Below are 21,698 nucleotides of genomic sequence, written 5' to 3' on the forward strand. Positions count from 1 at the left end.
TGACCCTTCTCGCGCGGATGATCTCAGGACCTGCCGACAATCAGCACCGCACACGGTTAGAGGTCGCCCCGGCACGTGCCAGGGCGACCTCTAACCGTTGGTCGCTGATCGGGGTCAGCGGTAGGTGATGCTGGTGATCCGGTGCTCGCCGGGGGTGAGTTCGGTCGTGCGCATGGTGAAGGCGATCTTCTCGATGCCGACGTCGCCGGGCCACTGCTGGCGCAGGTCGACGTTCCACACCGACGGATCGGTGGCGTGGCCGCGGGTGATGTGGACGCAGTAGCGCACATCGGCGGGCAAGCCTGCGATGCCGTCGGCGAGGGCGGCCTGGTCGCCGACGTGGGCGTCGTCGGTGACGAACGAGCGGACCTTCGCGGCGTCGCGGGCGACGAAGTAGCTGTGCTCGAAACCCAGGATCGCGCCCTGGGCGGTGCGGGTGTCGCCGGGTTCGGCGCTGATGGTGATCGTGGCGCTGCGGAAGGCCTCGCAGCCGGGCAGCCCCCACACCGGCAGCGTCGCCGCCACGGTGGTCGAGCCCGCGCCCACCGTGGTAGGTGGTGTCGCGGCGGTGGTGTCGGTCGCGCTGGTGTCCTCGACGCCGAAGGTCGTGGCAACCAGACCGATCGCGACGAGCACCGTGACCGCGGCGAGCACCCCGCCGACGGCGGCGAGGACCCGGCCGCGGCCACGCTGTTGGTCGTAGCGTTCGTCGTCGAAGTTCTTGCGCGGTCGGCGGGCGATCTTGCCGCCACCGCCGTAGTCGGTCAGCCGCGGCAACGTCGGTGTCGGGACGTAGTCACCGCTTTGCTCGGTCGCGGTGGTGGTCGCCCAGTCGTTCCAGTCGACCTCGTCGCCGCGTGGGGCCGCCGCGTCGTCGTCGGGTGCGCTGGCCTGGTCGGTCCAGTCGTTCCAGTCGCCGGTGAACCCGTCCTCGCCGCCGTCGGTGTGCTGTGGTGGGACGGCGGGTGGGAACGGGTCGTCGTCGACGATGGTGTTGTCGTAGAGGTCGTCGTCGGGTTCCGGCGGTGGCCAGGTCGGTGGGTTCTGCCCGATGGTCTGCGGTTCGGCCTCACGGCGGCGTCGGGCCCGGCGCGACCGCTTGCCCTGCGGTCGCGCCGGGGTGGGGGTGCTCGGCTGCTCGAGGTAGGCGCTGAACGCGTTGTCGCTGGACACGGCGGATTACGCGGTGGCCGGGACAGCGCCGGGCTGCCCGTGCTTGGGGGCCGTGGAGGGCCGCTCGGTCTCCTGGTCGGTGGCCGGTTTCCCGGCCGCCGGCGGGACGACACCACCGGAGAGGCCGGGCGCCGGTGTCGCGGGCGCCGGTGAGGAGTTCGCGGGAGCCTGCTGCAGGGGCATCTCGGTCTTGGGTGCCTGGAAACTGGGTGCGGGCTTGGCCGGTTCCGGCTTGGCGGACTCGTCGCCCTCGGCGGCCGCGGGCGCTTCGGGTTTGCTCGTGGCCGCACCGGCGCCGAGCCCGGCGAACAGGCCACCGGAGTTGCCGCCCCCACCGCTGGTGGTCGGGGCGGTCGCGCCAGGGGTGAGCGTCGCTGGTGAGGTGGCGGTGGTGTCGGTGCCGGTCACCCCGGCGGCGAGGGTGTCGATGCCGGTGGTGGCCAGCTCGGCGCCGGTGTCGATGCCGTGCATGGCGACCTCGGCGATCTTGTCGATCAGGTGCGTGCCGAAGGACACTCCGGCATCGATCGCGGCGGTGCCCAGCGACACCCCTCCTTCGATCAGCGCGTTCTGCAACGCGATCTGGGCGTCGATCGCGGGGTCGCCGGTGCTGGTCGTCGATCCACCTGTAGTGGTGCCGAACGTGGAGGTGCCCGAGGTGTCGGTGCCGCCGGTGCCCAGCACGTACACGCCCGGGGAGACCTCGGTCGCGCCCGGTGGGATCGTGACGCCGTTGGTGCCGCCGAGATCGGTGGTCAGCGCCTTGCTGTCGCGGGTGTGGGTGTCCATCTCGGTGTTGGCGGTGCCCACCACTCCGACGGCTTCGCTGATCGCCTCCTCGGCGAGGGCGACGATCGCGTCGAGGTTGGTGGCGTTGACCGCCGGGGCGGCGGCCTTGGCCTTGGTGCGGAAGTCGGCGATGATCGCGTCCACTTTCGCCGCCGCGCTGGACTGTGTCGCGTGGGCCTGCCCGAGCAGGGTAGTCAGCTTCTCGCCGCGGCCGCCGGCGTCGGAGACCTCGGTGGCGGTGCGGCGCAGCGCGGGAGTGGCCACCGCAGCGGTCTGGGTCGACTCCAGCGCGTACAGGCCCAGCCGCTGCGGGTCCTCGGTCGCCCTGGTCGCGGTCGAGGCACTGAGCAGGGCGGTGACCGCATCAGGGTGTGGGTCGGCGGAGGTGTTGGTGCCCAACGCCTCCCGCAGCTGCAGCAGCGGCTGTTCCAGCAGGGCGATGACCGGGGCGATCTTGGCTTCGGCGTCGGCGATCGTGGTGGTCGAGACCGTCGTGTCGGTCGCTGTCGTTGCACGGCGCATCAGGCCAGTCCTTCCTCGATGGTGGTGAGGTCGGCGCCCCAGCTGGTGTCGGTGTCGGTGACCTCGGTGCCGTAGCCGGTCAGGATCTGCTCGTAGTTGCCGACCAGGTTGGCCGCGGTCGACAGCGTCGCGGCGTGCTGGGTAGCAGCTCGAGACCAGGCCGCGGCGAATTCCTTGCCGAGCAGCCCCAACCCGGACAGGTCGATTCCAGCGGCGGCGGTGGTGTTGGTCGCGGCTTCACCCAGCAGCTCGGAGACCCGTGCGGCGGCACGGGTGTAGGCGGCCAGGGCGTCCGGATCGAACGACATCGTCATGTGAAGTCCCCCTTCATGGTGATGCGTGGGCGCTCCTGCAGCGCCACGAGCGCGGAAATCCTAGTTACGGCAACGGGTGCGCGGTAGCGGCGCGCGAGCGCCAGGTCAGCGGCGTGGCCGTGTGCGTTTGACCTTGCCGTCGCGGATGCGAGCGATGTATTCGCGGGTGAAGCCGGCCAAGCGCGCCACCGCGCTGGGCCCGAATACCGGTGCGCCGTCGGCGTCTTGGGCGTCGAGCCCGTCGAGGATCGCGTCGAAGAGCTCCTCGCGGGCGTCGTCGTAACGGGCTTTGGTCTCGCGGTAGGCCTGGCCTGCCTGCTCGATCCGCAGCGGCAGGGAGTCGTGGGCATCGGCACTCATCCTCCGAATATAACCAGTGGTCGCGAACAGTGTTGACATGGCTCACGACACTACTTAACGTGAACAGTGGTCGCAACCTATGTTCGCGAACATTGGTTGCGCAAGGTTCGTTTCCCACTCTCACCTGGAGCCCTCCATGACCACCGCTCCCGTCAGCGCCTACCCGGCCACCGACCCCCGCCACTACACCGGCGAGATCGCCGACTACTGGGAAGACCGCGACGATCTCGCCGACTTCGCCGTCGCCACCACCCTGGCCTCGGAATCGGTGCGCGCCGAACTGTTCGGCCATCGGCGTCGCGCCGCCGACCTGCTCACCGCCGCCGAACGCGGCCTGCCCACCGCCGACCCCGCCACCGCACGGGGCTGGGCCACCGAGCTGTGGTTCCTGCGCGGCGCGCTGCTTGCCGGGCCCGACCCCACCGACGTCACCACGGTGGGCCGCCGCAGCGCGCACCTGGCCGACACCTTGATCGAGAGCTTCTACACCCTGGACCCGCTGGTGCTGGAGTGGCACCTGCACCGCCACCGCACCGCGCCCTTCTGGCGCCGCCACCGTGCCGGGCAGGACGTCCGCGAGTACCTGCTGTCGGTGCAGTACGACCCCACCGACCGCTACACCCTCGGCGTGGTGGCCACCGACCGGCACGCCAGGCTGGGTGCCTCGCAGCAGACGCGGCTGGTCTATGTCGGCAAGGCGCTCGGCGACCCGATCGGCCAGTGGCTGCTCGTCGACACCGACGAGGACCATCTGCGCGGGGCCCTGCACCCCCGTCGCACGCTCGCTCCCGCCGAGCACGACCTGCTCACGCGCGCACAGGATCTGACGCCGCTTGAGGACGACTGGGTCGAGGCGCTCGGTGAGCTGCTGGGCCGTTGGATGAGCACCATGATCCAGGTCGGTGTGGAATGAGCCTGCGCTCGAACGTCTACTTCGGCGGCTTCGGCGGCGACACCGTCGGCTGGGAAGCTGTCCCGGGCCTGACCGGGCAGATCTATGCCAACCATTCCGATGTCTGCGTGCAGGTCCACACCCTCAACTTCCCGGACATCACCCACCTGCCACCTGGCGACGTCCGTGAAATCGACCTGGCCACCCTGCCCTACGCCGAGTTGTTCTGGGCCTCACCGGCGTGCCCGGCCTGGACCGACGCCGCGGGCAAGAAGCGCCACTTCGACCAGTCCAACCAGTACTCGTTGATCGAGGACACCGAGCTCGGCCTGGTCATCGACGACCCGGCCGAATCCCGGTCACGGTCGCTGATCGAGCAGATCCCGCGCTACCTGCGCGCGATGGCCGCCCGCGGCACCCCGGTGCTGGGCGGGGTGATGGAAAACGTGATCCAGTGCCGCCGCTGGGACCGGTGGGCCGAGTGGATCCGCTCGATCGAGGAGATCGGGCCCGGCTACAACGTGCGCGTCATCGCCCTGAACTCCATGCACGCCATGCCCCGGGTGTGCTCGCCCGCACCGCAGTCCCGCGATCGGCTGTATGTGGCCTACACGCTGAAATCCCTCGGACGGACCCCGGATTGGGACAAGTGGCTGCGCCCGAAGGCCTACTGCCCCAGCTGCGACAAGGTCGTCGACGCGATCCAGTCATGGAAGCGCCCCGGCCAGGACATGGGCCGCTACGGCGCCCGCCACGGCCAGTACTTCTACCGCTGCCCGCACCCGCACTGCCGCAACCGGCCCGTCGAACCGTTCACCGCCCCCGCCTCGTCGGCGATCGACTGGAGCATCGACCCCGGCGCGGTGATCGCCGACCGCGACAAGCCCCTCGCGGCGGCGACGATGGAACGCATCCGGATCGGACTCGCCAGATACGCGGGGGAGGCGATACTGAGCCCGGCCGGCGGGACCTGGCGCACCGCGGCGACACCGGTGACGGAGCCGATGCCCACCCGCACCACCCGCGAGACCGACGCGCTGGTGCTGCCGCCGATGCTGGTGCAGACCAGCAAGCGCTCCACCCAGCCCGCCCGCGCGATGTCGGCGCCGATGCCGACCCAGACCACCCGCCGCGAGCTCGGCGTCGTCGTGCCGCCGTTTCTGACCTCGCTGCGTGGTGGCGGCAGCAAACGCACTTCCTACCGGATCGACGAACCCCTGAGCACCTTCTCCGCGAGCGGGTTCCACCACGGTCTCGTCGGCCCGCCCCAGGACCGTGCCGATCTGCTGGTGCCCTACTACTCGACCGGGGTGGCCAGGCCGGTCACCGAGCCGATGGGCACGCTGACCACCCGCGACCGCTTCGGGGTGCTCGGCGTCGACGAGGTCACCCGGCTCGCCGAGCAGTGCACGTTCCGGATGCTGGAGATCCCGGAGATCCGCGACGGCATGGCCTTCCCCAAGGGCTTCCGCATGATCGGTGACAAACGCACCCGGGCCCGCGGGCTCGGCAACGCCGTCACCCCGCCGGTCTCGGAAGTGCTGGGCTGCGCCCTGGTCGAGACCATCACCGGCGAAACCATCGAACGCTTCGCCACTCACTGAGCTTGGTGGGACCGGGGTGGTCGTAACACCCCGGTCCCACCGCCATCCTTCCACCATCACGAGGAGAAATACCTGATGCCCCGTTTGATGTCGGTCAGCCTGACCGAAAGTCAGGTTCGCGACCGCGCCAAATTCGTCACCCGCCGCACAGGCTGGGCCTACCTCCGGCCCGGCGAGCGGTTGACGTTGTGCCGCAAGGTGATGGGCCGCCGCCGCGGTGAACCGCTGGTGCGCATCGTTGACGTCGAGGTCCTCGACATCCGCCGCGAACGTCTCGACGCCATCACCCCCGACGACGTGACCGCCGAGGGCTTTCCAGCGATGTCGCCGCAGGAGTTCGTCGAGTTCTTCTGCCGCACCCACAAAGGCTGCACACCCGCCAGCGAGGTCACCCGGATCTGGTGGCGCTACCTCGACCAGTAGCCGCAAGCGCCGAGTCGCCGCGGACGCCCGCACAGTTGTCGGTGCGGGCGTCTAAGGTGGCTGCTGCGGTGCAAGACCGTGGGCCCGGTTCGAGGCCCGGGACCGATGCGCGGCCCGTGACCACGCATCCTTTGTTCCCGAAGGTGCCCCGCACCGAACCACCCTCCTCTTCGTCTTCCCTTGTCGCAGTCGGACTCTCTCCCCTGCGGTGAGTCACGGGATCACCGCAAGCCAGGAGACCACAATGCCGATCGACCACGCCCGCAAGAACGCGCTGGCCGCGCTGAAGAACCGCCTCGAGATCAAACACCACGACGCGATCGCGCTGCTGGATCATTCCGATCCGGACGAACGCGAAACCCTGTGCTACTACCTCGAAACCTTCGACGAGATCACCACCTACGCCGAAGCTCTCGCCGAAATGAACAACCCGCTCAACCAGACCCTGTGTGAGACATGCGGCTGGACCAACAGGATGGTTTGTCCTGAATGCCCCGGTTGCGGCTGCTACAACGACCGCTGCACCGGGTGGCGCCACCACGAATTCGGCGCTGATGACGAACCCGATGACGACGACGGCTACTACTGCGAAGGCTGCGGCGCCAACGACAGCACCTACGACCTGTGCACCTGCCCGGCCGGGCCGCCGAACCCGCGCGAAGCGCTCCGGCACGGTCTGGCCGTGTTCGCCCTGGAACCGGACAGCAAGCAGCCCGCCCCCGGCGTCGGCCCGCACACCGCGGTCACCGACCCCGACACAGTGCTGGCCACGTGGCGCGAAGGCGACAACATCGGCATCAGCTGCGCAGAGTCGGGCATCGTGGTGCTCGACCTGGACGTCCCCGACACCCCCGACGGGCCCTACGGCACACAGACATTCGCGGAGCTGTGCCGAGTGCACGGGCACAATCGGCCCCACACCCTCACCGTCTCCACACCCTCGGGTGGGCGGCACCTGTACTTCCGGGCTCCCGCCGGCCGGGTGATCGCGTCGAGTTCCGGCGGCTCGGGCGGGCTCGGACCCGGCATCGACGTACGAGCCCCAGGCCGCCCCGGGCGCGGCGGTGGCTACGTCGTGGGGCCGGACTCGGTCATCGACGGACGCAGCTACTACACCCTGGTCGACTGCGAAATCGCCGACCTGCCGCAATGGTTGGCCGACCTCCTCGCCAAGGGTTCGACCACACCCGGCCAGGGTGGCTGAGTCCTCCTCCTCGCTCGACACGGAAACGGCGTGAACCCAGGGTTATCCCGGGCTCACGCCGTTGCCGACTGGGCGGGGTCAGCGGCGCCGCTTCCACCACCGCCGTGGCGGGGCTGGTCGCGGTGCTGCCGCCGCCGCGGCCTCTACCGCCGTGGCCTGCTCGAGGATCTGCGGGTCGTCGAGGTCGACGACTGGAACCTGCGGGCCTGGCGGGACCGGTCGGTCACTGGCAGGGATCGGAAGCACAGCGCTGCCCTCGGTGAAGATCGACTCGCCGAAGTCGCCGTCGCCGATCGTGCGCTCGACGATCGTGGTAGTGATCTCATCGACGCGGCCGCCGCCGGTCAGGTGGTCGAACAGGATGTCGGCCATCGCCAGGTCGGCGGTGTCGTAGTCGGGGTGCACCGACACGTGCCGGGTCGCCGGGCCCGCGGCGAGTCCGGTCTTGGTAGCGCGGGTGACCGGGCCGTCGACGATCAGCACCCACACCGCCGCACCGATCCGGTCGGCCGCGACGCGAAGCCGCGCTGCCAGTGTGCCGTTCGGGTCGCAGCCGAGCCGGGCGGCGACCTCGCTCATGTTCTCGGCCGCACCGATGCGCAGCAGCTGGCGGCTGACCTCGACCTCCGACGCGGCGAACTCGACACACAGATCCTCGAGGAGACGCGCGGCATCCCATCCGTGCCGCAGGACATCGATCATCTCGCCGTCCCAGTACAGGCTGCGGGCCCGGCGGGCGGCCTCGCGCAGCGGCTCGCGCCAGTCATAGGACGGGTCGGCCACCAGCACGGCTAGATCCTCCACTGCCCGGGTCCGAGTCCGGCGCCGGAAGTTCGGCGGCAACATTTTGTGGCACTGCGCGGCCAGCGCGGTCTTGCTGCGGCCTGTACGCACCGCGAGCTCGTCGACGTCGGTCCCGGCGCGCAGCAGCTCGACCAGTTCGACGTTGCGGTCATCGGTCCAGCGCTCGTAGGCGCGGCGCGGGTAGGTCTTCTCGGTCATTCCAGGTGCCCTCCCTGTCTCAGCTCCCCTGTCGCGCACCCGGATTCGGTGATGCGCCAGGTCACATAGTGACGGTCAGGGCTGACACGACTGCCCGTCTGCGCTCTGGTCACGGTGGCGGGCCAGGGCGATCTCGACATGGGCGATCTCGACAGTCGCGGCGCCGGCGCCGGCCGCGACCCGTTCGGCGACCTCGAGCACGTGGCGTAGCGCGGGCGAGTACAGCGGGTCGACATCGATCACGACCGGTTCGCCGAGCACGGCCAAGGCCGCATCGGCCTCGCCGAACAGATCCCGCTGGTCTGAGTCGTCGACAGGGCCGACCGCGAACACCGGCCCGACACGACCGCGCTCATCAACTGAGGCCCAAGATCCGTCTTCGCGGTGTAGCCACCCGCTCACCACACGGGTGTGGGCGCCCACGACCCGTGCGGCCGCGTCCGCGACCTGCATCGCCTCGAGGACTGCGCGGCGGGCGGTTTCGAGGTCAGTAGCTGACACGGCGGTCCGGCACGATCTCTCCAGCGGTCACCCGAAGATCCCACGCGGCGGTCTTCTTCGGGCACGTGGCCCGGTCACAGGCCCGGTGCACCTGCAAGACCCTGCGTGCCTGCGGCAGCGTCAACCGAGCGCGCGGGGCGGCATGGGAGTCGATGACCTCGCGGCCGGTCTGCTCGTCCTCACGCGCGATGGCCGCACGGGTCTGCTCGGCTGCCAGCCGCGCGGTGATGTCATCGACGGTCAACGACCCGGCACCGGGCTTGGAATTGCCCCACACCTGCGGCTCCCCTCTCCCCGGATCCGGTCCTTGCCGGGGTGAATCCAGGACACCACGCAGTGGGTACGTCATCGCAGGTCTACCGTGGTGACAACACGCGTTTCCGCGATCTGTCACCACCGGGGATGATCAGAGATGGCCTCGCCCACACCACGATTGCCGAACATGGCACCCAACCGGACCGGCACCGTCTTGCGCCGGTTCCGTCTGGCCCGCAACCTCAGCCTGCGCGCGCTCGCGGCCGCGCTGTACTGCGATCACTCCTACATCTCGGCGATCGAGGCCGGGCGCCGCTGGCCGAGCAACCGTGCCTTCGCCGAGAACGCCGACCTGGAACTGGCCGCCGGCGGGGAGTTGGTCTCGGCCTGGGACACCGACCAAGCCGAGCGGGCCCGCGCCGCGGACACCTTGCGCCTGCTCGAAACCGCCCGCCGCGACTCCGAGCAGCTGCTGGTAGCACCGGATGCGGCCAGCCATGATGACATCGCCGAACGCATCGCCGAGCTGGCCACCACCGCCCGCCTCGAGTCCTACGAGCTCACCCTGGAAAAGGCGCTGGGCATGCGCGCGGAGCTGACCCGGCGCCTGCAGACCCGCACCTACCCGCCTGCGGTGGCCCGCGATCTGCAGGTGGCGTTGGGCCGGGTGTGTGGCGTGCTGTCCTACCTCACCCTCGACCTCGGGCAAGCCGACCACGCCAAAGTCCACGCCCAAGCCGCGTTCGTGCTCGGTGAACGCGCCGGACATGACCAGCTGCGCGCCTGGGCCCGCGGCACCCAAGCACTGGCCCTGCGCTTCACCAAGCACTTCGACCAAGCCCGCGACGCCGCCATCGACGGGCTCAACTACGTCAACCGCTCCACCGGCACCACCCAACCGCGGCTGCTGTGCAGTCTGGCCGCCTCCATGGCCAACCTCGGCGACTCACCCCAAGCCGGTGAACTCCTCGAACAGGCCGACCGGGCGCGCGAGCAGTGCGCACCCGACGAGATCGGCGGCCTGTTCACCTTCACCCCCGCCAAACAGATCTACTACCACGGGTTCTCGCTGATGTGGGCCGACGATTCGGCCACGCTGCGCCGCTCGATCACCGCCTCCGAAGCCGCCCTGGACGCCTGGAAAGTGCAACGCTCGCCAGGCGACGAGATGCTGACCACGATCTACCTGGCCATCGCCAACGCACGCCTGGGCGACCTCGACGCCAGTCTCGCCGCCGTCGCTCCCGTGCTCAGCCAACCCATCGAGGCACACTTCTCCTGGGTGCGGAAACGCCTACACCAGCTCGACCAGACCCTGGCTCAACAGTTCCCCGACTCGAAAACCGCAGCCGCCGAACGCGAAACCCTCAAGGCCTACACCCACGCCACCTGACCCGATCTGCACCACTCCAGGACAGTGGCCACCACCGCGCTGGTGGCCAGTCAGTCGTCGACGTGAATAACCCAACCCGGCTGATACGCGGGAAGTTTCGCACGCAACACCGCAGGATCGAACTCCTCGATACCGGTGCCTGTGGTCAGCATCTCGGCGTAGGTTGGGTCGGCGGTGAACAGGGTCCACTTCGACCGTGTGCCGTCGGCCGCGGTCTCGTAGATGAACAGTGCCCCGTAGCGGTCGTCGGGGGCTTCGCCGAGCTGACGCAGCTCGGCGAGGATCTCGGCTTCGAGCAGGCGCCCGTTGAGCACGGCATAGCCGACGATCGTCATTCCCTCACTCATGACCGCGACGGTAGGCGATGCGCCTACCGGTTCTGGCAACTTGCCACCGAACCGGGCTATCACCGCGGTGGAGAGGGTTCGTCGGGGCGGTGGATCATGCCGGCGGCGAGGAGTTGGTCACGGAGCCTGCGCAGGTCGGTCAGGTCCACACCGGCCACGCTCGCCAAGTCGGCATCCATCCACGGACCGGGCCCGTGGATGTCGAGCGCGCCGGTGATTGCTGAAGCGACCTCGGCCTCGTGGACGCCCACGACGATCGGTTCGAGTTCGGCGATGACTTGATCGATCTGGTCGGTGCTGGTTCCGGCGGCCGCCATGCGGGCGCGCTCACCACGCAGGTAGTCCGCCAGGTCGCGTAGTTGCGTGGTGACCTGGGCGAGGATGGCTCGACGCTGTTCCTCAGCACCCACCCCTCCAGCGTGCGCCCCATCCCGGACGGAGTCCACCGCGTGGGCTCGACTGCCCAGCGAGACCGCCCGGCTTCAACGCTCGAACCCGAAGTCGTGCTCCACTACACGGCGGAAGGCATTCTGCTGCGGGCTCAAGATGGTCGGGTGCGCGGCGTCGTAGGCCTCGCGTTCACGAGCGGCACGGGTGGTGTCGAGTTCGATCTGGTGACGGCTGCGCGCCGACGACAGCAGGTCGTGCGCGGCACCTTTCATCTCGTCGAGCCGGTTGTACTCGCGGCCGGCGCCGATCTCGGTCTTGAGCCGATGGTCCAGCTCGACGAGCTCGGCACCGATCTCGTCGAGGCGCTGCTGGTCGGGTTTCCACCCGATCCGCTTCATCTCCGCGATCAGATCCAGGTACCGATCTGCCAAGCTGCCCATCACGCCCCCTGACGCTGCCGAAGTCCAGACTCCGACGATACGCCGGATTCGTTGCCAGAGAGCCGATCTCCCACTCGCCCAGGTACCGTCACCGCACATGTGGGAGTACCTGGGCGAGCTCGGTTTGTGGGTCCTCGTCGCGGCCGCGTTCACCGCGGTGTGGGGGCTGCTCCGGTTCGGCCCTGCCTGGGTGGTCGCCGATCTGGACAAAGCCCTCGAAGAACACGCGCGCCGGCGACGGGCCGCCGAGGAGCCCGCACCCACAGACACGGTGAAAGCTCCTCAGCGACCGTTCTGAGCGCTACCCGCCGCCTAGGCCGAGCAGGTCGAGCAGCTCTCCGGCAGCCCAGTCCGCGAGGCGGCGTAGCCCACCCAAGGAGACCTCCTGGCCCGCGCGGCGGGTGAAGCTGCGGTCATCATCGGCCGCCGCAGCCACCGGTGGCGTATGCCGCTCACCGGCCTCCGAACCCGTGCTGGGAGCGGAGGATCGAGATTCATTTCCGTTCATGGGCGCGGACGGTAGGGAACAGGGGTGCACGGGCACCTGGATGCGGATCTCCCGTTGGATCACGCACTCACCTCTCTCAGTAGCGACCCCGCATCTGTACGGGCTCTCTACCTGGAAGAGATGTCGGATTTCAGCACGCTGTGACCGGCGCCGCCGAAGAATTTTCGACCGGATCGGCCTGCTGGTGCTCCAGGGCGCGCGCGTAGGCCTCGACAGCGCTGAGGGTGCCAGCTTCGAGCTGGTCGGCGATCTGGTACTGCAGGCTGGCGTTGGCGAACCGGGTGACCGGGTCCTCAAGGGTCCAGGCAGGCGGATACTGGTAGATCTCGCCGGTGAACCGCGCGTTGGCGCGCAGGGTCCTCCCCAGCCACTCCCGCAGCGCGGGTCGCTCGTCGATGAACGCCAGGGCCTCGCGGGTGCTGGACAGCCGCAGACCCGCCGCGGCGGCCGCGCTGCCCAGCATCCTGTCGGCGGAAAACCGCGCCGAGCAGCCGTTCTCGATGGCCAGCTCGATCGCGGCCGCGACCGAGGCCCGGGTGGAGAGGACGTGCAGATCGACTCCGGCGACCGCGGCGACGACCGGGTCGTGGTCCTCGCGCCCGGCTTGGGCGCCGGTGGCCTCACTGAACGCCGTGCCCAGCACCGCATCTCGCAGCCGAGCCGCCCGCTCCTTCGCGTAGCCGGCGGCCAGGGCGTGACCGTAGACCAGGCGCGCCGAGCGCAGCTCGTCGTAGCCGGTCTCGGTGTCGGCGCGCCGACCGTGGCCGTAGACAGCGTCGCTGAAGAAGTCGGCGACCATCGCGTCCAGGAAGTCGGCGATCTCGCCGCTGTCAGCGACGAAGTGCTGGTGCAGGGCCGTCACGGCATCCAGCAGGCCGAATCCGTGATGGTAGTGGGCATACACCCCGAATTCGGGCTGCTCGAGGTCGCCGACGATCGGATGCACCCGCCCGGTCGCCGGGCCGCCGTAGAGAGTCTCGACGATGAGCATCCCCGCCGCCGCCAGCGTCACCGCACGCTCTGCGTCGGGATGGTCCAGGACCTCATCGGGCAGCACGCCGCGCAGCCGTGCTCGCTGGTCGGCGGTGGCGTTATCGGGCAGCGGGGCGTCCGGATCATGCAGACGTGCCCGGATCGCGGCGGCGCTGGCGACTGCGGCGGGATCGGAGCTCTCAGCCAGCGCGAGGTAGCGCCGGGGCAGGTCGGTGTCGATCCCGACCGGGCCGGAAGGTGTCGGGATGATCTGGAAACCGTTGGTGGTCATGGTGTCTGCCTCCGTGTTCGGGCTCGGTAGCGGGGCTACGTCCACGGTCACACGCGGCGGAAATCGGAACTACGTACAAGTACACACTCGGGTGGGTGAGGTGGTGCCGGATTTTCCGTGGGGCGATACGTGGTGGTTTTACGTGGTGATGTACGTGGGGCGATCAAATCGACCCACCCGGCTCGGCGGTTCCCGCAGGTCGCGGGGCATATCCGCGATCCGGTGACAGCCAGGATTGTCTATACAACTGATGTATAGACATCCGCGCGCGCGGCCTTGGTGACGGTCAAAGCGAGACGTACTCGCGGATCTTGCCTTTGACGTGAGGTCGTTTGTCGCCCAGCCGAAGTCCGGCGGGGACCAGGTCAGCGACCCGGACCGGATCGGTGATCGGTGCCGACAACGCCTTTCCGAGGTCGGCGTAGCCGCGGTCGTCGTCGGGATTCCACGCCAAATCGGGGTCGACCGCGCGCACCCGGGCGACGGTGCCGTCGACGACGTAGACCACCGCGCGCAGGTGCTTGCGGCGGGCCTGGGAGATGTTCCACCACTTGCGGTCTGCCTCGTGCTGGACCCGCTCGCCGGCGGCGGTCTCGCCGTATCGGCGGTTGTCGTCGTCGACCTTGGCCCGGCTGTTGCGGTAGATCACCAGCGCGCACAGGGCGTCGACCTTGGCCAGGTGCCGGTACAGGGTCGATCGGCCCACACCGAACATCGCCGCTATCTCATCGACGGTGTGGTTGTCCTCGTCGTAGAGACGCTGGGCCTGGTCGAGCTGAGCCTGACTCAGCGCCCCGGGCCGCCCGCCCACCCGGCCGCGGGCCTTGGCGGCGGCCAGGCCGTCGAGGGTGCCCTCGACGATGAGCTCGCGGTCGTACTCGGCCAGGGCGGCCAGGAAGTGGAAGATCAGCCGCCCACCAGGGGTACTGGTGTCGATGCCCTGTTCGAGGACGACGAAGTCGATGCCGTCCTCACCGAAGCGGCGCACGAGGTCGAGCAGGTGCTGGTGGCTGCGGCCGATGCGCCGCAGCCGGGTGACCACCACCGCGTCCCCCGGTTCCAGGACCGCCAGCAAGGCATCGAGTTTGGGCCTGGAAGACAGCTTGCCGGAAACCTTCTCGACGTAGAGGTTCTCCGCGGCGATCCCGGCATCACGCAGCGCGTCGACCTGGTGATCGGTGGACTGGTCGCGGGTCGAGACCCGCGCGTACCCGTATCGGGTCACCCCGCTACCTCCATTCCTCGCTCAGTACGACGCTGGCGATCGTGGCCGCCGCGCGGATTGCGGCCTCCATGTCCCAGCGGTCGAGCATCTCGGGCAGGACCACCAGCATCTGCCGACCGTCCCGGTAGGCGGTGACGGTCGGGCCGGTCTGCGTGCCCGACACCTGTGGGACCAGGGCAGGCACCGGACGTTCGCGGCCGTCGACCTCGATGAAGGCGCTGAGGCTGCCGTCGGGTTCCGGATCGGCTTCGGAATCGAGGAACCTCCAATGCCGTGGGGCGTCTGAGGTTTCGTGCCACTCCGGCGGGAGCAGTGCCCGCAACCTGGCCGCGATGATCGCGGCCGGATGGGTCTCTTCCGGGTGGGTGCCGGGAAGGTAGACGGTCATGCGAGGTGCTCGGGGGTGTAGCTGTCGCGGACGCGGCTGGCCAGCCAGGCAGCAGGGTTGTCGGCGCGCTCGGCGAGGAAGTCGAGGGTCTTGTCGTCGAAGGACTCGATGAGCTTGGCCCATACGGGTTCGACGTCGCCGGCCTCGTGCAGGTGGTGGCAGAGCGCGCCGAAGGCGTCGTCGGCCAGGATCGCTTCGGCGACATCGGCGTCGTCGCCGCCCCAGGTCTGTTCGATCAGCTCGGTGACGAGTTTGTGCAGCTGCGCCCGGCGCATGATGTCCCCTAATCCGTTGCAGAGCGGTCCTGAAACGCTGATTCCAGGACCGAGTTTAGCGACTCATGTTACCTGGGCGATCCGGTGCGCGCAGATGGTTCCCGAAAACGATCGTTTTAGAGACAGTTGTCGGCGAGTTTCGGCACCACCAGAACCTTGCGAGCCGGTGGCCTCGAAGCCGGAAAGGTCGCGGGCCACGGCAGCGGGGGTCTAGGTTGGCTGACCATGGCGACTGGTGATCGCGTCGTGCGGTGGGTGCAGTTCAACGCCCCCGTGTTCGTGCGCGTCGAAGGCAACGAGAACGGCGAAACCGCCCAGATCACCAAAGTGATCGTGGTGACCGACCCGGACGAGATGCGCCCGGCAACCGTCGCAGGGCGCACCGCGCTGGTCTACGACGCCGAGTTCAACGAAGTGTCCGATCGTGGCGACACGGAACTGGACTACCGGAACCGAACCGCACGCGAGATCGCCGACGACGACCGCGACCAGTGGCCCAAAGAGGACATGCTCGGCAACGCCGACGAGACCTGGCAGATCGGACCCGATCCGCGCCAGTTCACCGACTACTACCTCAGCAACGACGAACTCGACGAGAAGTACCCCGACGACGAAGGGGCGTGATCTCCGCCGCCGGTACCGCTGACGGCGGTACGATCGGCGGTATGGCTGGACGTAAGACGTCAGTGAGCTTCGACGACGAAACCCTGGAAATACTCGCCCGCCGCGCGAACGAAGCCGGCATGGACCGCTCGGCATTCCTCGCGTCGCTGATCCACCGAGACGACATGCGCCGGCGCCTGGCCACCGACAGTGCCACGCTCAACGCCGCGGGCTACACCCCGGACCGGGCCAGCGCGCTCACCGCGCAGCTGATCACCCGCTCCCGGGCCAGCTGATGGCCAACCCCAGATTCGGCGAGGTGTGGAACGCCCCGTCGGGATCGGTGCTGCCCGGCGGAATGCTGTGCCTGATCGTGTCCAGCGACGACTTCAACCGCATCCGACGCCAGTACGTCATCGTCGAGGTCGTCTCCGACCCATTGTCCGGCGACGCCATCATCTGCGACCTCGGCCCCGTCGGGGTCGCGCTCACCGGCGCCCCGTTCACGGTCGGCCCATCGTGGTTCGCCGAAGCCGAGAGCCCGATCGCGGTGCTCGACGAGGCAATCGCGCGTCGGGCCGCCGACCAGATCCGCGCAATCCTGGGCCCCTGAGCCCGGCCGGTCCTTCTCCCCTGAAGCTGAGGTAACCCCATGTCCACCATGACCGCTCCTGTCGACCTGTACCTGCTCGACATCCACGGCCGACCTGTTCCCCACTTCCCCGACGTCCCCACCAGCCCGGCCATGGCCGACCTGCACCACTATCTTGTCGACGTCGACAGCCAGATCGCGGCCCTGGCCGCCGCCGGCATGGGCGAAGAAGTCGACCTCACCCCGCACCCTGAATCCACCGACGACACCACAGAGAGCATCGAGGCCGCCGAAAGGGCATGGTCCGTCGATACTTTCGGCGCCCAGGGCATCGCCCTGCACAAGCTGAGGGGCGGTCGCAACAACTGGTGGGTCACCCAGCAGGAGTGCCGCAGCGCGCTGGCCGCCGCCACTACCGGCGAGGTCGCCAAGGACTTCGTGCGGTTCCTGCACAGAGCCGCCGAGCACGGCGGGTTCGGCGTGCAGACCGCACTCTAGCCCGCAGACCACAACGGCCCCGCCAACCGGCGGGGCCGTTGTGCGTCCGTGACGCCTGCAGATCCTGCTCTCACTATTTTGCGCGAAACCGGACAACCCGCAGTTCAGGAGGATCGGGCCGAGGTCACGAGGTGAGGTGGCTCAACCTGTTCTCTCGCCGCAGTGCTGCCCATCGCCTACCTCGGCGCCAGTACTCGGCACGGTCGATCACACCGGTTCCTACCGCGACCAGGTTCGCCACGAACATCCGGTCCGGCACGAGCCCTTCGAGGGCATGGCTGGCCAACGTGCGTTCGAGCCCGTGCGCCTGCTCATCGGTCAGCTTGGCGAACTCGGTCGGGAACTGCTCTGCCCACATCCCCCGATTTTATCGTCTGATCAGCGGAAATGCGCCGAGCGTGCGGCCGGAGTGTGATGGTCATTCGTTGCCCGACCGGCCGGGAAACCCGTCCAGCAAGTCGGGCAGCCCCAGAGCAACCGCAGAGTCGATATCCACCGGCGCGGCGTCATCGTCAGTGAGCTTCGGCACCGCTGCCGAGATCGCTGCCGTCGGCAGCGACCGCGGTAGATGGACAGCGAGCATGAAGGTCGCCGCGACCATCACCGACAGGAACATCGACCACCCGGGCACCGCGAGCACCCACACCACAGCAGCGTCGCCGAGCTCGTGCGGATAGCCACCGAGATTCAGGCCGCAGCCTGTCCCGACCAGCAGAATCCCCGACCCAGCGACAGCGGCGAACAACCACTGCGCCCAGACCGGGTACCAGTCCGGCGCCGCCCGCACCATGCAGTAGAGGGACTGGACGGTGACCGCGGTGACCGCGACCGGCCACACCGCAGCCTCCCAGGCCGACGCACCTGCGAGCCTGGCCCACTCGGGTCCGAACGAGGCCGCCGCGGTGAAGACGGTGACGGCGATGAACGCGAACGCCGTCATCGCGGGTCTCGAGGTCGCGTACTGGTGCGCCAACTGTCGGCGCAGTTGGTCGCCCGATCGGCGAAGCGCTGAAATGCTCTCTGTCTCAGTCATGTTGGACGCTCCCTGGTGAGAAGGACGGGGAGCCATCAGTGTGAGCGCGGGCACCGACACCGAGCCCTCACCACAAGAGCCGGGGAACGTGGCGGGGTAGCCTGCGTCGGTCTGTTCCGATCCTCGAGGAGGTTCTCGTGCCGATGCTGCGCCTACTCGGCTGCGGGTCCACCGAGCACGGGTGCCCCGCGCTCTACGACACCGACGCCTACGTACTGATCGTGCAGGGCCGCACCGCACGCGACGGGGCGGCAGTGCTGGTACCTGCGACGATCAGCGACTGGGCAGAACCAGGGATGACCGTGCCTTTCGAGACGACCGAGACCCCCGGCGTCGTGCTCGTCACCGGCGATCCGGTCGACGAACAGACCCTCGCCAAGCTACTCCTGGAAGAGGACGAGACCGCGGTCTCGATACCCAAACACCCGCGCTGATCCGCGCGCCGCCGAGCTTGTCCGTGCTGTCCAGACCGGCCGGCGGCGCCTACACTGCCCTCGCATCGGCGAGCGCCGGTGCGAGGAGGTGGCAGAACGTGAAGAAGCAGCGGGCTTTCCAGCCCCACTTCCGGGTTCCTGGCGTGGACATCGAGACCGTCCACCCCGACGGCTCTGTCACCTACGAGCGTCGCTACCCGTGCCGCAACTGGCACTGCAAAGAGCTCTCGCACCGCACCTCGGACTGTCCGATCCAAAGCGAGCTGCCCGGATTCCGGCAGCCGCCGTTCCACCCGTCGATGCGGGTGCTAGCCAAAATCGAACGTCGCCAGGCCGTCCGCTACAACCCCGAGCCCGCGTGGCGTAACCGGCTGCGCCTGGCCGTGTTCGTCACCGCCGTGATCGTGCTGCTGGCCTTCATGCTCGCCGCGAACTGAACCCACCGCCCTCCAGACGCAAGTAGGCCCGGCCAGGAAACTTCCCTGGCCGGGCCTACTTGCGGTGCCGAGACCGGCTTGCCGGGTGGGTCGCGGTCGCTACAGCGCTTCCTCGATTCGGATGGTGGCGTCAGTGAAGTAGCGGATCTGGCCTGCGGCGGTGACCCGGCGCCGCCATTCGCTGGTGCGCGTGTAGCCCGCCCCGGCGAGCGCGGCATCGAGCTCATCGAGACCGCCGGCGCCCGGCGGCACCGTCACCGATTCCCAGAACCCGGTCACCGCACGCCCGGCGGCGCCGTCGTCCACGTCGTAGTACGTCTCGCATCCGAACAGGTCGGCCGCGCAATCCCCGTCGTCGACCCGGGCGATCACGTGCAGCTCGACCACGGCGCCGCTCACCGCTCGAACCCCTGCTCCGCCATCTCCGAGTGAGGAGCGGGCACTCGCGCAGGGTCAGCTGTCGCCTCGGTGGCCCGCGCCGCCGAGCGGTCCAACCGGGTCCGGCAGCCCCGGGCAGACGCGGCCTGGGCCTGGGGTTTGGCGGCAGCACGGTCACGATCGGCGCAGGCCTTCTCGACCTTGGCCGGCCACTGCTCACGTCGCGCCGTTGCCGCCATCCGGGTCTGGGCAGCGGCTTTGGCGGTGGTGTCGACCAGCGTGCGGATCTCGCCCATGGTGTCGCGGTCGACTCCCGCCCGGCTCAGCGCCTTGCCCAAGGCGGTGCGCTGGGCAGAGTAGAGCTCGCGGTTCTGCTCGACGGGACCGATGCCGCGGGCGACGTCGCGGACGGTGCTGTGCAGGTTCTTGGCGGCGGTGGTGATCACCTGGTGTACCGGGTTGTCCTGGGCGAGGTTGGTTTTGGTGGTGACCAGGGTGCTCACCTCGGTCGGGAGGTCAGCGATCGCGGCGTCGACGACAGCGGTTTCACGGCGGGAGTCGACATCGGACTTGGTTCGCTCGTCGAGGAACAGCAGCTCGGGCAGCTGCTCGTCGGTGAGCACGCGGCCGACCTCGATGTCGGCCAGCAGCGCGGTGAGCTGGTGGCGCTCGGTCGAGTTCAGACCTTGCGACTTCTCCACGGTGGCGTGCAAGGCGTCGCGGGCCGCGGCCATGCGGGGCAGCCGGTCCTCGATGTCGTCGTTGATGCCGAGCTGGTCGGGGTAGGGGTGGTGGTTCTCGACGATGTAGTCGGCTTCGGCGCGCTGCTCCTCGGCGTCGTTGAGGTAGTTGAGCAGGTCCTCGGCGAAGGCGTCGCGGTCGATGTAGTCCGCCCACACCGCCCGATCCGGGTTCTTGCCGTCGCGGATGCCGCGCCCGATCTCGCGCACGATCTGCTGATCGGCCGGAGACAGCACCGCGATCTCCTCGGCCATAATCTGCGGGGCGATGCTGCCGTCGGCGTAGAGGTCGAGCAGGCCCCGCATCCGGCCGCGGGCCTCCTGACCGGGGTCGACCAGCACCGGGGTGGCCAGCAGATCGACCTCGGAGACATCGCCGCGCAGGTAGTCCACGGTCATCTCCACATAGGCGCGGGCCTCGGCCGGGATCGGCAGCTCGGCCAGCTCCGCGCGCAGCTGCTCGCGCCGCTCGGGCTGGTCAGCGACGTGACGTTGCGGGTCCTGCAGGTCGGTCGCCTCGCCGCGCCAGCGGTGGATCGCTTCCATCACCGGCCCTTTCGCCTCCGGGGCCAGGCCGGAGGCGGACACGATGTCGATCACCGCGGACTCCCGGTCCCACACCACCGCGACCTCGTCGAAGGCCTGTCGCTCGGCGGCATTGTGCTTCTCGTCGATCCGGACGGTGCGCTTGTCCGGATCGACGATCACGCCCCAGTCGCTGGCGTAGGCGCCGACCACCTTGGTGACCACGTCGTCGGCGATGTCGAGCTCGCCGCGCCAGCTCAGTGCGTCGGTCAGGGTCATTGCGACCCGGTCGCGGTTGGCCCACCGGATCGGCTGCGACAAACGGGCTTCCGCAGCCTCGCGCGCCTCGGTCAACAGCTCGGTGAACTCGACGCCGGCCTCCACACTCTCCCCCAGGGCGATCTCACGCTCACGATCACGCTGTTCGCGGCGGTGCCGCGACTGGTTCAGCGCGACGACCGCGTGCAGGTGCGCCAAGCGCTGCCCGTGCCCGACCGGCTTCACTTTGGTCGAGATCACCGACGCGTCGTCGATATCGGCGAAATGCTCCGCCCACTCCTCGGCTGCATCACCGAGCAGGAACCGGTACCCGATCAGGTGGGTGTGCAACTGGCGCCGCGACTCTTCGACCACCCAGCCGACCCCTTCGGCGGGACCGACCGCCCGCGTCGGCGCGCCGTCGACCTGGCCGACGAACAGCCCGGGTGTGCGCGCGTCCTTCTCGGCTTGGGTGAGCTGTTCGGCGAGGTAGCGGGCGTAGTCGATGGCGACCGACTTGTCGGTGATCTCGGCCTCGGCGGTCTCGTTGTTCGACATGGGATTTCCTTTCTCAGGGGTGACCGGGGTGGTCCAGGCGTCGCCGGGATCGGCGACGGTGGTGAGTTGTTCTTCGGTGAAGCCGCGGCGCAGAGCGGCGGCGAGCTGGTGGCCACGAACGGCTTTCGCGACCGCGATCAGCTGGGCGGGCGTCGCAGTTCGCTTCGGGGCGGCCAGACGGACGTCGTAGAGGTGAGCGACCAGACGGCGCCCGCGCCGCTCTCGCACCATCAGCGCTGCGACGTCCTGGCCGTTGGGGCGAAGACCCGCCGCCCGGAGCTGACGGCGGGTCTTCAAATGCGCGGGAGCGCTCATCCAGTCGTAGCGATCGAGATCTTCGTGCTGGTCGGGCATGACCGGTCGATCCTCCGGC

The 21,698-nt window shown here is 69.1% G+C and carries 30 protein-coding genes; 12 read left to right on the forward strand and 18 right to left on the reverse strand.

Annotated features, from left to right (window positions below; translation table 11 throughout):
* Positions 1–114 precede the first annotated feature (114 nt).
* The 4 genes from ACWEMY_RS22465 to ACWEMY_RS22480 all read right to left on the reverse strand — a co-directional run bounded on the left by ACWEMY_RS22465 (position 115) and on the right by ACWEMY_RS22480 (position 3,158).
* Positions 115–1,173, reverse strand: coding sequence for a hypothetical protein (locus ACWEMY_RS22465; protein WP_452391590.1), 1,059 nt, complete (start codon positions 1,171–1,173; stop codon positions 115–117).
* A 6-nt stretch (positions 1,174–1,179) separates the two neighbouring features.
* Positions 1,180–2,484 (reverse strand): hypothetical protein, encoded by a 1,305-nt coding sequence (locus tag ACWEMY_RS22470; RefSeq protein WP_452391591.1) that lies wholly within the window; start codon positions 2,482–2,484, stop codon positions 1,180–1,182.
* Positions 2,484–2,798 carry a hypothetical protein gene (locus ACWEMY_RS22475; protein ID WP_452391592.1) on the reverse strand — a complete coding sequence of 105 codons (315 nt, stop codon included), beginning with the start codon at positions 2,796–2,798 and terminating at the stop codon, positions 2,484–2,486. Before ACWEMY_RS22475 ends, ACWEMY_RS22470 begins: the two co-directional genes overlap by 1 nt.
* 105 nt (positions 2,799–2,903) lie before the next feature.
* Positions 2,904–3,158 carry a hypothetical protein gene (locus ACWEMY_RS22480; protein WP_452391593.1) on the reverse strand — a complete coding sequence of 85 codons (255 nt, stop codon included), beginning with the start codon at positions 3,156–3,158 and terminating at the stop codon, positions 2,904–2,906.
* Between the two features lie 136 nt (positions 3,159–3,294).
* Between ACWEMY_RS22480 and ACWEMY_RS22485 the strand changes: the two genes are divergently transcribed.
* The 4 genes from ACWEMY_RS22485 to ACWEMY_RS22500 all read left to right on the forward strand — a co-directional run bounded on the left by ACWEMY_RS22485 (position 3,295) and on the right by ACWEMY_RS22500 (position 7,281).
* Positions 3,295–4,071: a hypothetical protein gene (locus ACWEMY_RS22485; RefSeq protein WP_452391594.1), complete on the forward strand. Its 777-nt coding sequence runs from the start codon at positions 3,295–3,297 to the stop codon at positions 4,069–4,071.
* Entirely contained in the window at positions 4,068–5,654 is a 1,587-nt protein-coding gene (locus ACWEMY_RS22490) for a DNA cytosine methyltransferase (protein WP_452391595.1), read from the forward strand. Before ACWEMY_RS22485 ends, ACWEMY_RS22490 begins: the two co-directional genes overlap by 4 nt.
* Before the next feature lie 75 nt (positions 5,655–5,729).
* Positions 5,730–6,077: a hypothetical protein gene (locus ACWEMY_RS22495; protein WP_452391596.1), complete on the forward strand. Its 348-nt coding sequence runs from the start codon at positions 5,730–5,732 to the stop codon at positions 6,075–6,077.
* Positions 6,078–6,321: 244 nt separating this feature from the next.
* Complete coding sequence (locus ACWEMY_RS22500) at positions 6,322–7,281, forward strand: bifunctional DNA primase/polymerase (protein WP_452391597.1); 960 nt, start codon at positions 6,322–6,324, stop codon at positions 7,279–7,281.
* Between the two features lie 78 nt (positions 7,282–7,359).
* Here ACWEMY_RS22500 and ACWEMY_RS22505 read toward each other — a convergent pair whose 3' ends face one another.
* From ACWEMY_RS22505 to ACWEMY_RS22515, 3 genes are all read right to left on the reverse strand, one after another.
* Entirely contained in the window at positions 7,360–8,283 is a 924-nt protein-coding gene (locus ACWEMY_RS22505; protein WP_452391598.1) for a hypothetical protein, read from the reverse strand.
* A 75-nt stretch (positions 8,284–8,358) separates the two neighbouring features.
* Complete coding sequence (locus ACWEMY_RS22510; RefSeq protein WP_452391599.1) at positions 8,359–8,616, reverse strand: hypothetical protein; 258 nt, start codon at positions 8,614–8,616, stop codon at positions 8,359–8,361.
* Positions 8,617–8,770: 154 nt separating this feature from the next.
* Positions 8,771–9,061, reverse strand: a complete 291-nt coding sequence (locus ACWEMY_RS22515) for a hypothetical protein (protein ID WP_452391600.1) — start codon at positions 9,059–9,061, stop codon at positions 8,771–8,773.
* 165 nt (positions 9,062–9,226) lie between these two features.
* On the opposite strand from ACWEMY_RS22515, the gene ACWEMY_RS22520 reads away from it, so the two are divergent.
* Positions 9,227–10,432, forward strand: coding sequence for a helix-turn-helix domain-containing protein (locus tag ACWEMY_RS22520; RefSeq protein WP_452391601.1), 1,206 nt, complete (start codon positions 9,227–9,229; stop codon positions 10,430–10,432).
* Between the two features lie 50 nt (positions 10,433–10,482).
* Here ACWEMY_RS22520 and ACWEMY_RS22525 read toward each other — a convergent pair whose 3' ends face one another.
* From ACWEMY_RS22525 to ACWEMY_RS22535, 3 genes are all read right to left on the reverse strand, one after another.
* Positions 10,483–10,779: a hypothetical protein gene (locus tag ACWEMY_RS22525; RefSeq protein WP_452391602.1), complete on the reverse strand. Its 297-nt coding sequence runs from the start codon at positions 10,777–10,779 to the stop codon at positions 10,483–10,485.
* A 59-nt stretch (positions 10,780–10,838) separates the two neighbouring features.
* A complete protein-coding gene (locus ACWEMY_RS22530) occupies positions 10,839–11,189 on the reverse strand; it encodes a hypothetical protein (protein ID WP_452391603.1) in 351 nt (116 codons plus the stop codon).
* A 72-nt stretch (positions 11,190–11,261) separates the two neighbouring features.
* Positions 11,262–11,609 (reverse strand): hypothetical protein, encoded by a 348-nt coding sequence (locus ACWEMY_RS22535; RefSeq protein WP_452391604.1) that lies wholly within the window; start codon positions 11,607–11,609, stop codon positions 11,262–11,264.
* A 97-nt stretch (positions 11,610–11,706) separates the two neighbouring features.
* Between ACWEMY_RS22535 and ACWEMY_RS22540 the strand changes: the two genes are divergently transcribed.
* On the forward strand, positions 11,707–11,907 hold the full coding sequence (locus tag ACWEMY_RS22540) for a hypothetical protein (protein WP_452391605.1): 201 nt from the start codon (positions 11,707–11,709) through the stop codon (positions 11,905–11,907).
* Positions 11,908–12,247: 340 nt separating this feature from the next.
* Here the strand turns inward: ACWEMY_RS22540 and ACWEMY_RS22545 are convergent, their stop codons facing one another.
* The 4 genes from ACWEMY_RS22545 to ACWEMY_RS22560 form a co-directional block, all read right to left on the reverse strand.
* Positions 12,248–13,381, reverse strand: coding sequence for a hypothetical protein (locus ACWEMY_RS22545; RefSeq protein WP_452391606.1), 1,134 nt, complete (start codon positions 13,379–13,381; stop codon positions 12,248–12,250).
* 286 nt (positions 13,382–13,667) lie between these two features.
* On the reverse strand, positions 13,668–14,606 hold the full coding sequence (locus tag ACWEMY_RS22550; RefSeq protein WP_452391607.1) for a recombinase family protein: 939 nt from the start codon (positions 14,604–14,606) through the stop codon (positions 13,668–13,670).
* Positions 14,607–14,610: 4 nt separating this feature from the next.
* On the reverse strand, positions 14,611–14,994 hold the full coding sequence (locus ACWEMY_RS22555; RefSeq protein WP_452391608.1) for a hypothetical protein: 384 nt from the start codon (positions 14,992–14,994) through the stop codon (positions 14,611–14,613).
* Complete coding sequence (locus tag ACWEMY_RS22560; RefSeq protein WP_452391609.1) at positions 14,991–15,269, reverse strand: hypothetical protein; 279 nt, start codon at positions 15,267–15,269, stop codon at positions 14,991–14,993. The genes ACWEMY_RS22555 and ACWEMY_RS22560 overlap by 4 nt, the downstream gene beginning before the upstream one ends.
* 225 nt (positions 15,270–15,494) lie before the next feature.
* On the opposite strand from ACWEMY_RS22560, the gene ACWEMY_RS22565 reads away from it, so the two are divergent.
* Genes ACWEMY_RS22565 through ACWEMY_RS22580 form a run of 4 tightly spaced genes read left to right on the forward strand, consistent with a single transcriptional unit; the run spans position 15,495 to position 16,962 of the window.
* The gene (locus tag ACWEMY_RS22565; RefSeq protein WP_452391610.1) at positions 15,495–15,893 is read left to right on the forward strand and encodes a hypothetical protein; all 399 of its coding nucleotides are present in this window, start codon (positions 15,495–15,497) and stop codon (positions 15,891–15,893) included.
* A 41-nt stretch (positions 15,894–15,934) separates the two neighbouring features.
* Positions 15,935–16,168 carry a hypothetical protein gene (locus ACWEMY_RS22570; RefSeq protein ID WP_452391611.1) on the forward strand — a complete coding sequence of 78 codons (234 nt, stop codon included), beginning with the start codon at positions 15,935–15,937 and terminating at the stop codon, positions 16,166–16,168.
* On the forward strand, positions 16,168–16,485 hold the full coding sequence (locus tag ACWEMY_RS22575; protein WP_452391612.1) for a hypothetical protein: 318 nt from the start codon (positions 16,168–16,170) through the stop codon (positions 16,483–16,485). Before ACWEMY_RS22570 ends, ACWEMY_RS22575 begins: the two co-directional genes overlap by 1 nt.
* Positions 16,486–16,524: 39 nt before the next feature.
* A complete protein-coding gene (locus tag ACWEMY_RS22580) occupies positions 16,525–16,962 on the forward strand; it encodes a hypothetical protein (RefSeq protein ID WP_452391613.1) in 438 nt (145 codons plus the stop codon).
* Between the two features lie 124 nt (positions 16,963–17,086).
* On the opposite strand, the gene ACWEMY_RS22585 is transcribed toward ACWEMY_RS22580, so the two are convergent.
* A complete protein-coding gene (locus ACWEMY_RS22585) occupies positions 17,087–17,320 on the reverse strand; it encodes a hypothetical protein (protein ID WP_452391614.1) in 234 nt (77 codons plus the stop codon).
* A gap of 60 nt (positions 17,321–17,380) precedes the next feature.
* Positions 17,381–18,055 (reverse strand): hypothetical protein, encoded by a 675-nt coding sequence (locus ACWEMY_RS22590; protein WP_452391615.1) that lies wholly within the window; start codon positions 18,053–18,055, stop codon positions 17,381–17,383.
* A gap of 77 nt (positions 18,056–18,132) precedes the next feature.
* Between ACWEMY_RS22590 and ACWEMY_RS22595 the strand changes: the two genes are divergently transcribed.
* Positions 18,133–18,429, forward strand: coding sequence for a hypothetical protein (locus ACWEMY_RS22595; RefSeq protein ID WP_452391616.1), 297 nt, complete (start codon positions 18,133–18,135; stop codon positions 18,427–18,429).
* A gap of 98 nt (positions 18,430–18,527) precedes the next feature.
* Positions 18,528–18,866, forward strand: coding sequence for a hypothetical protein (locus ACWEMY_RS22600; RefSeq protein WP_452391617.1), 339 nt, complete (start codon positions 18,528–18,530; stop codon positions 18,864–18,866).
* A gap of 99 nt (positions 18,867–18,965) precedes the next feature.
* Here the strand turns inward: ACWEMY_RS22600 and ACWEMY_RS22605 are convergent, their stop codons facing one another.
* Positions 18,966–19,265 carry a hypothetical protein gene (locus tag ACWEMY_RS22605; RefSeq protein ID WP_452391618.1) on the reverse strand — a complete coding sequence of 100 codons (300 nt, stop codon included), beginning with the start codon at positions 19,263–19,265 and terminating at the stop codon, positions 18,966–18,968.
* Entirely contained in the window at positions 19,262–21,679 is a 2,418-nt protein-coding gene (locus tag ACWEMY_RS22610) for an RRQRL motif-containing zinc-binding protein (RefSeq protein WP_452391619.1), read from the reverse strand. Before ACWEMY_RS22610 ends, ACWEMY_RS22605 begins: the two co-directional genes overlap by 4 nt.
* Positions 21,680–21,698 lie beyond the last annotated feature (19 nt).

Source organism: Nocardia sp. NPDC004415, from assembly GCF_053602435.1.

What these genes read in the sequence shown, in the direction of transcription:
- ACWEMY_RS22470 (WP_452391591.1), bottom strand. Translation starts at nt 2,484, where the DNA reads ATGCGCCGTGCAACGACAGCGACCGACACGACGGTCTCGACCACCACG.
- ACWEMY_RS22475 (WP_452391592.1), bottom strand. Translation starts at nt 2,798, where the DNA reads ATGACGATGTCGTTCGATCCGGACGCCCTGGCCGCCTACACCCGTGCC.
- ACWEMY_RS22480 (WP_452391593.1), bottom strand. Translation starts at nt 3,158, where the DNA reads ATGAGTGCCGATGCCCACGACTCCCTGCCGCTGCGGATCGAGCAGGCA.
- ACWEMY_RS22485 (WP_452391594.1), top strand. Translation starts at nt 3,295, where the DNA reads ATGACCACCGCTCCCGTCAGCGCCTACCCGGCCACCGACCCCCGCCAC.
- ACWEMY_RS22490 (WP_452391595.1), top strand. Translation starts at nt 4,068, where the DNA reads ATGAGCCTGCGCTCGAACGTCTACTTCGGCGGCTTCGGCGGCGACACC.
- ACWEMY_RS22495 (WP_452391596.1), top strand. Translation starts at nt 5,730, where the DNA reads ATGCCCCGTTTGATGTCGGTCAGCCTGACCGAAAGTCAGGTTCGCGAC.
- ACWEMY_RS22500 (WP_452391597.1), top strand. Translation starts at nt 6,322, where the DNA reads ATGCCGATCGACCACGCCCGCAAGAACGCGCTGGCCGCGCTGAAGAAC.
- ACWEMY_RS22505 (WP_452391598.1), bottom strand. Translation starts at nt 8,283, where the DNA reads ATGACCGAGAAGACCTACCCGCGCCGCGCCTACGAGCGCTGGACCGAT.
- ACWEMY_RS22520 (WP_452391601.1), top strand. Translation starts at nt 9,227, where the DNA reads ATGGCACCCAACCGGACCGGCACCGTCTTGCGCCGGTTCCGTCTGGCC.
- ACWEMY_RS22525 (WP_452391602.1), bottom strand. Translation starts at nt 10,779, where the DNA reads ATGAGTGAGGGAATGACGATCGTCGGCTATGCCGTGCTCAACGGGCGC.
- ACWEMY_RS22535 (WP_452391604.1), bottom strand. Translation starts at nt 11,609, where the DNA reads ATGGGCAGCTTGGCAGATCGGTACCTGGATCTGATCGCGGAGATGAAG.
- ACWEMY_RS22540 (WP_452391605.1), top strand. Translation starts at nt 11,707, where the DNA reads ATGTGGGAGTACCTGGGCGAGCTCGGTTTGTGGGTCCTCGTCGCGGCC.
- ACWEMY_RS22545 (WP_452391606.1), bottom strand. Translation starts at nt 13,381, where the DNA reads ATGACCACCAACGGTTTCCAGATCATCCCGACACCTTCCGGCCCGGTC.
- ACWEMY_RS22555 (WP_452391608.1), bottom strand. Translation starts at nt 14,994, where the DNA reads ATGACCGTCTACCTTCCCGGCACCCACCCGGAAGAGACCCATCCGGCC.
- ACWEMY_RS22560 (WP_452391609.1), bottom strand. Translation starts at nt 15,269, where the DNA reads ATGCGCCGGGCGCAGCTGCACAAACTCGTCACCGAGCTGATCGAACAG.
- ACWEMY_RS22565 (WP_452391610.1), top strand. Translation starts at nt 15,495, where the DNA reads ATGGCGACTGGTGATCGCGTCGTGCGGTGGGTGCAGTTCAACGCCCCC.
- ACWEMY_RS22570 (WP_452391611.1), top strand. Translation starts at nt 15,935, where the DNA reads ATGGCTGGACGTAAGACGTCAGTGAGCTTCGACGACGAAACCCTGGAA.
- ACWEMY_RS22575 (WP_452391612.1), top strand. Translation starts at nt 16,168, where the DNA reads ATGGCCAACCCCAGATTCGGCGAGGTGTGGAACGCCCCGTCGGGATCG.
- ACWEMY_RS22580 (WP_452391613.1), top strand. Translation starts at nt 16,525, where the DNA reads ATGTCCACCATGACCGCTCCTGTCGACCTGTACCTGCTCGACATCCAC.
- ACWEMY_RS22585 (WP_452391614.1), bottom strand. Translation starts at nt 17,320, where the DNA reads ATGTGGGCAGAGCAGTTCCCGACCGAGTTCGCCAAGCTGACCGATGAG.
- ACWEMY_RS22610 (WP_452391619.1), bottom strand. Translation starts at nt 21,679, where the DNA reads ATGCCCGACCAGCACGAAGATCTCGATCGCTACGACTGGATGAGCGCT.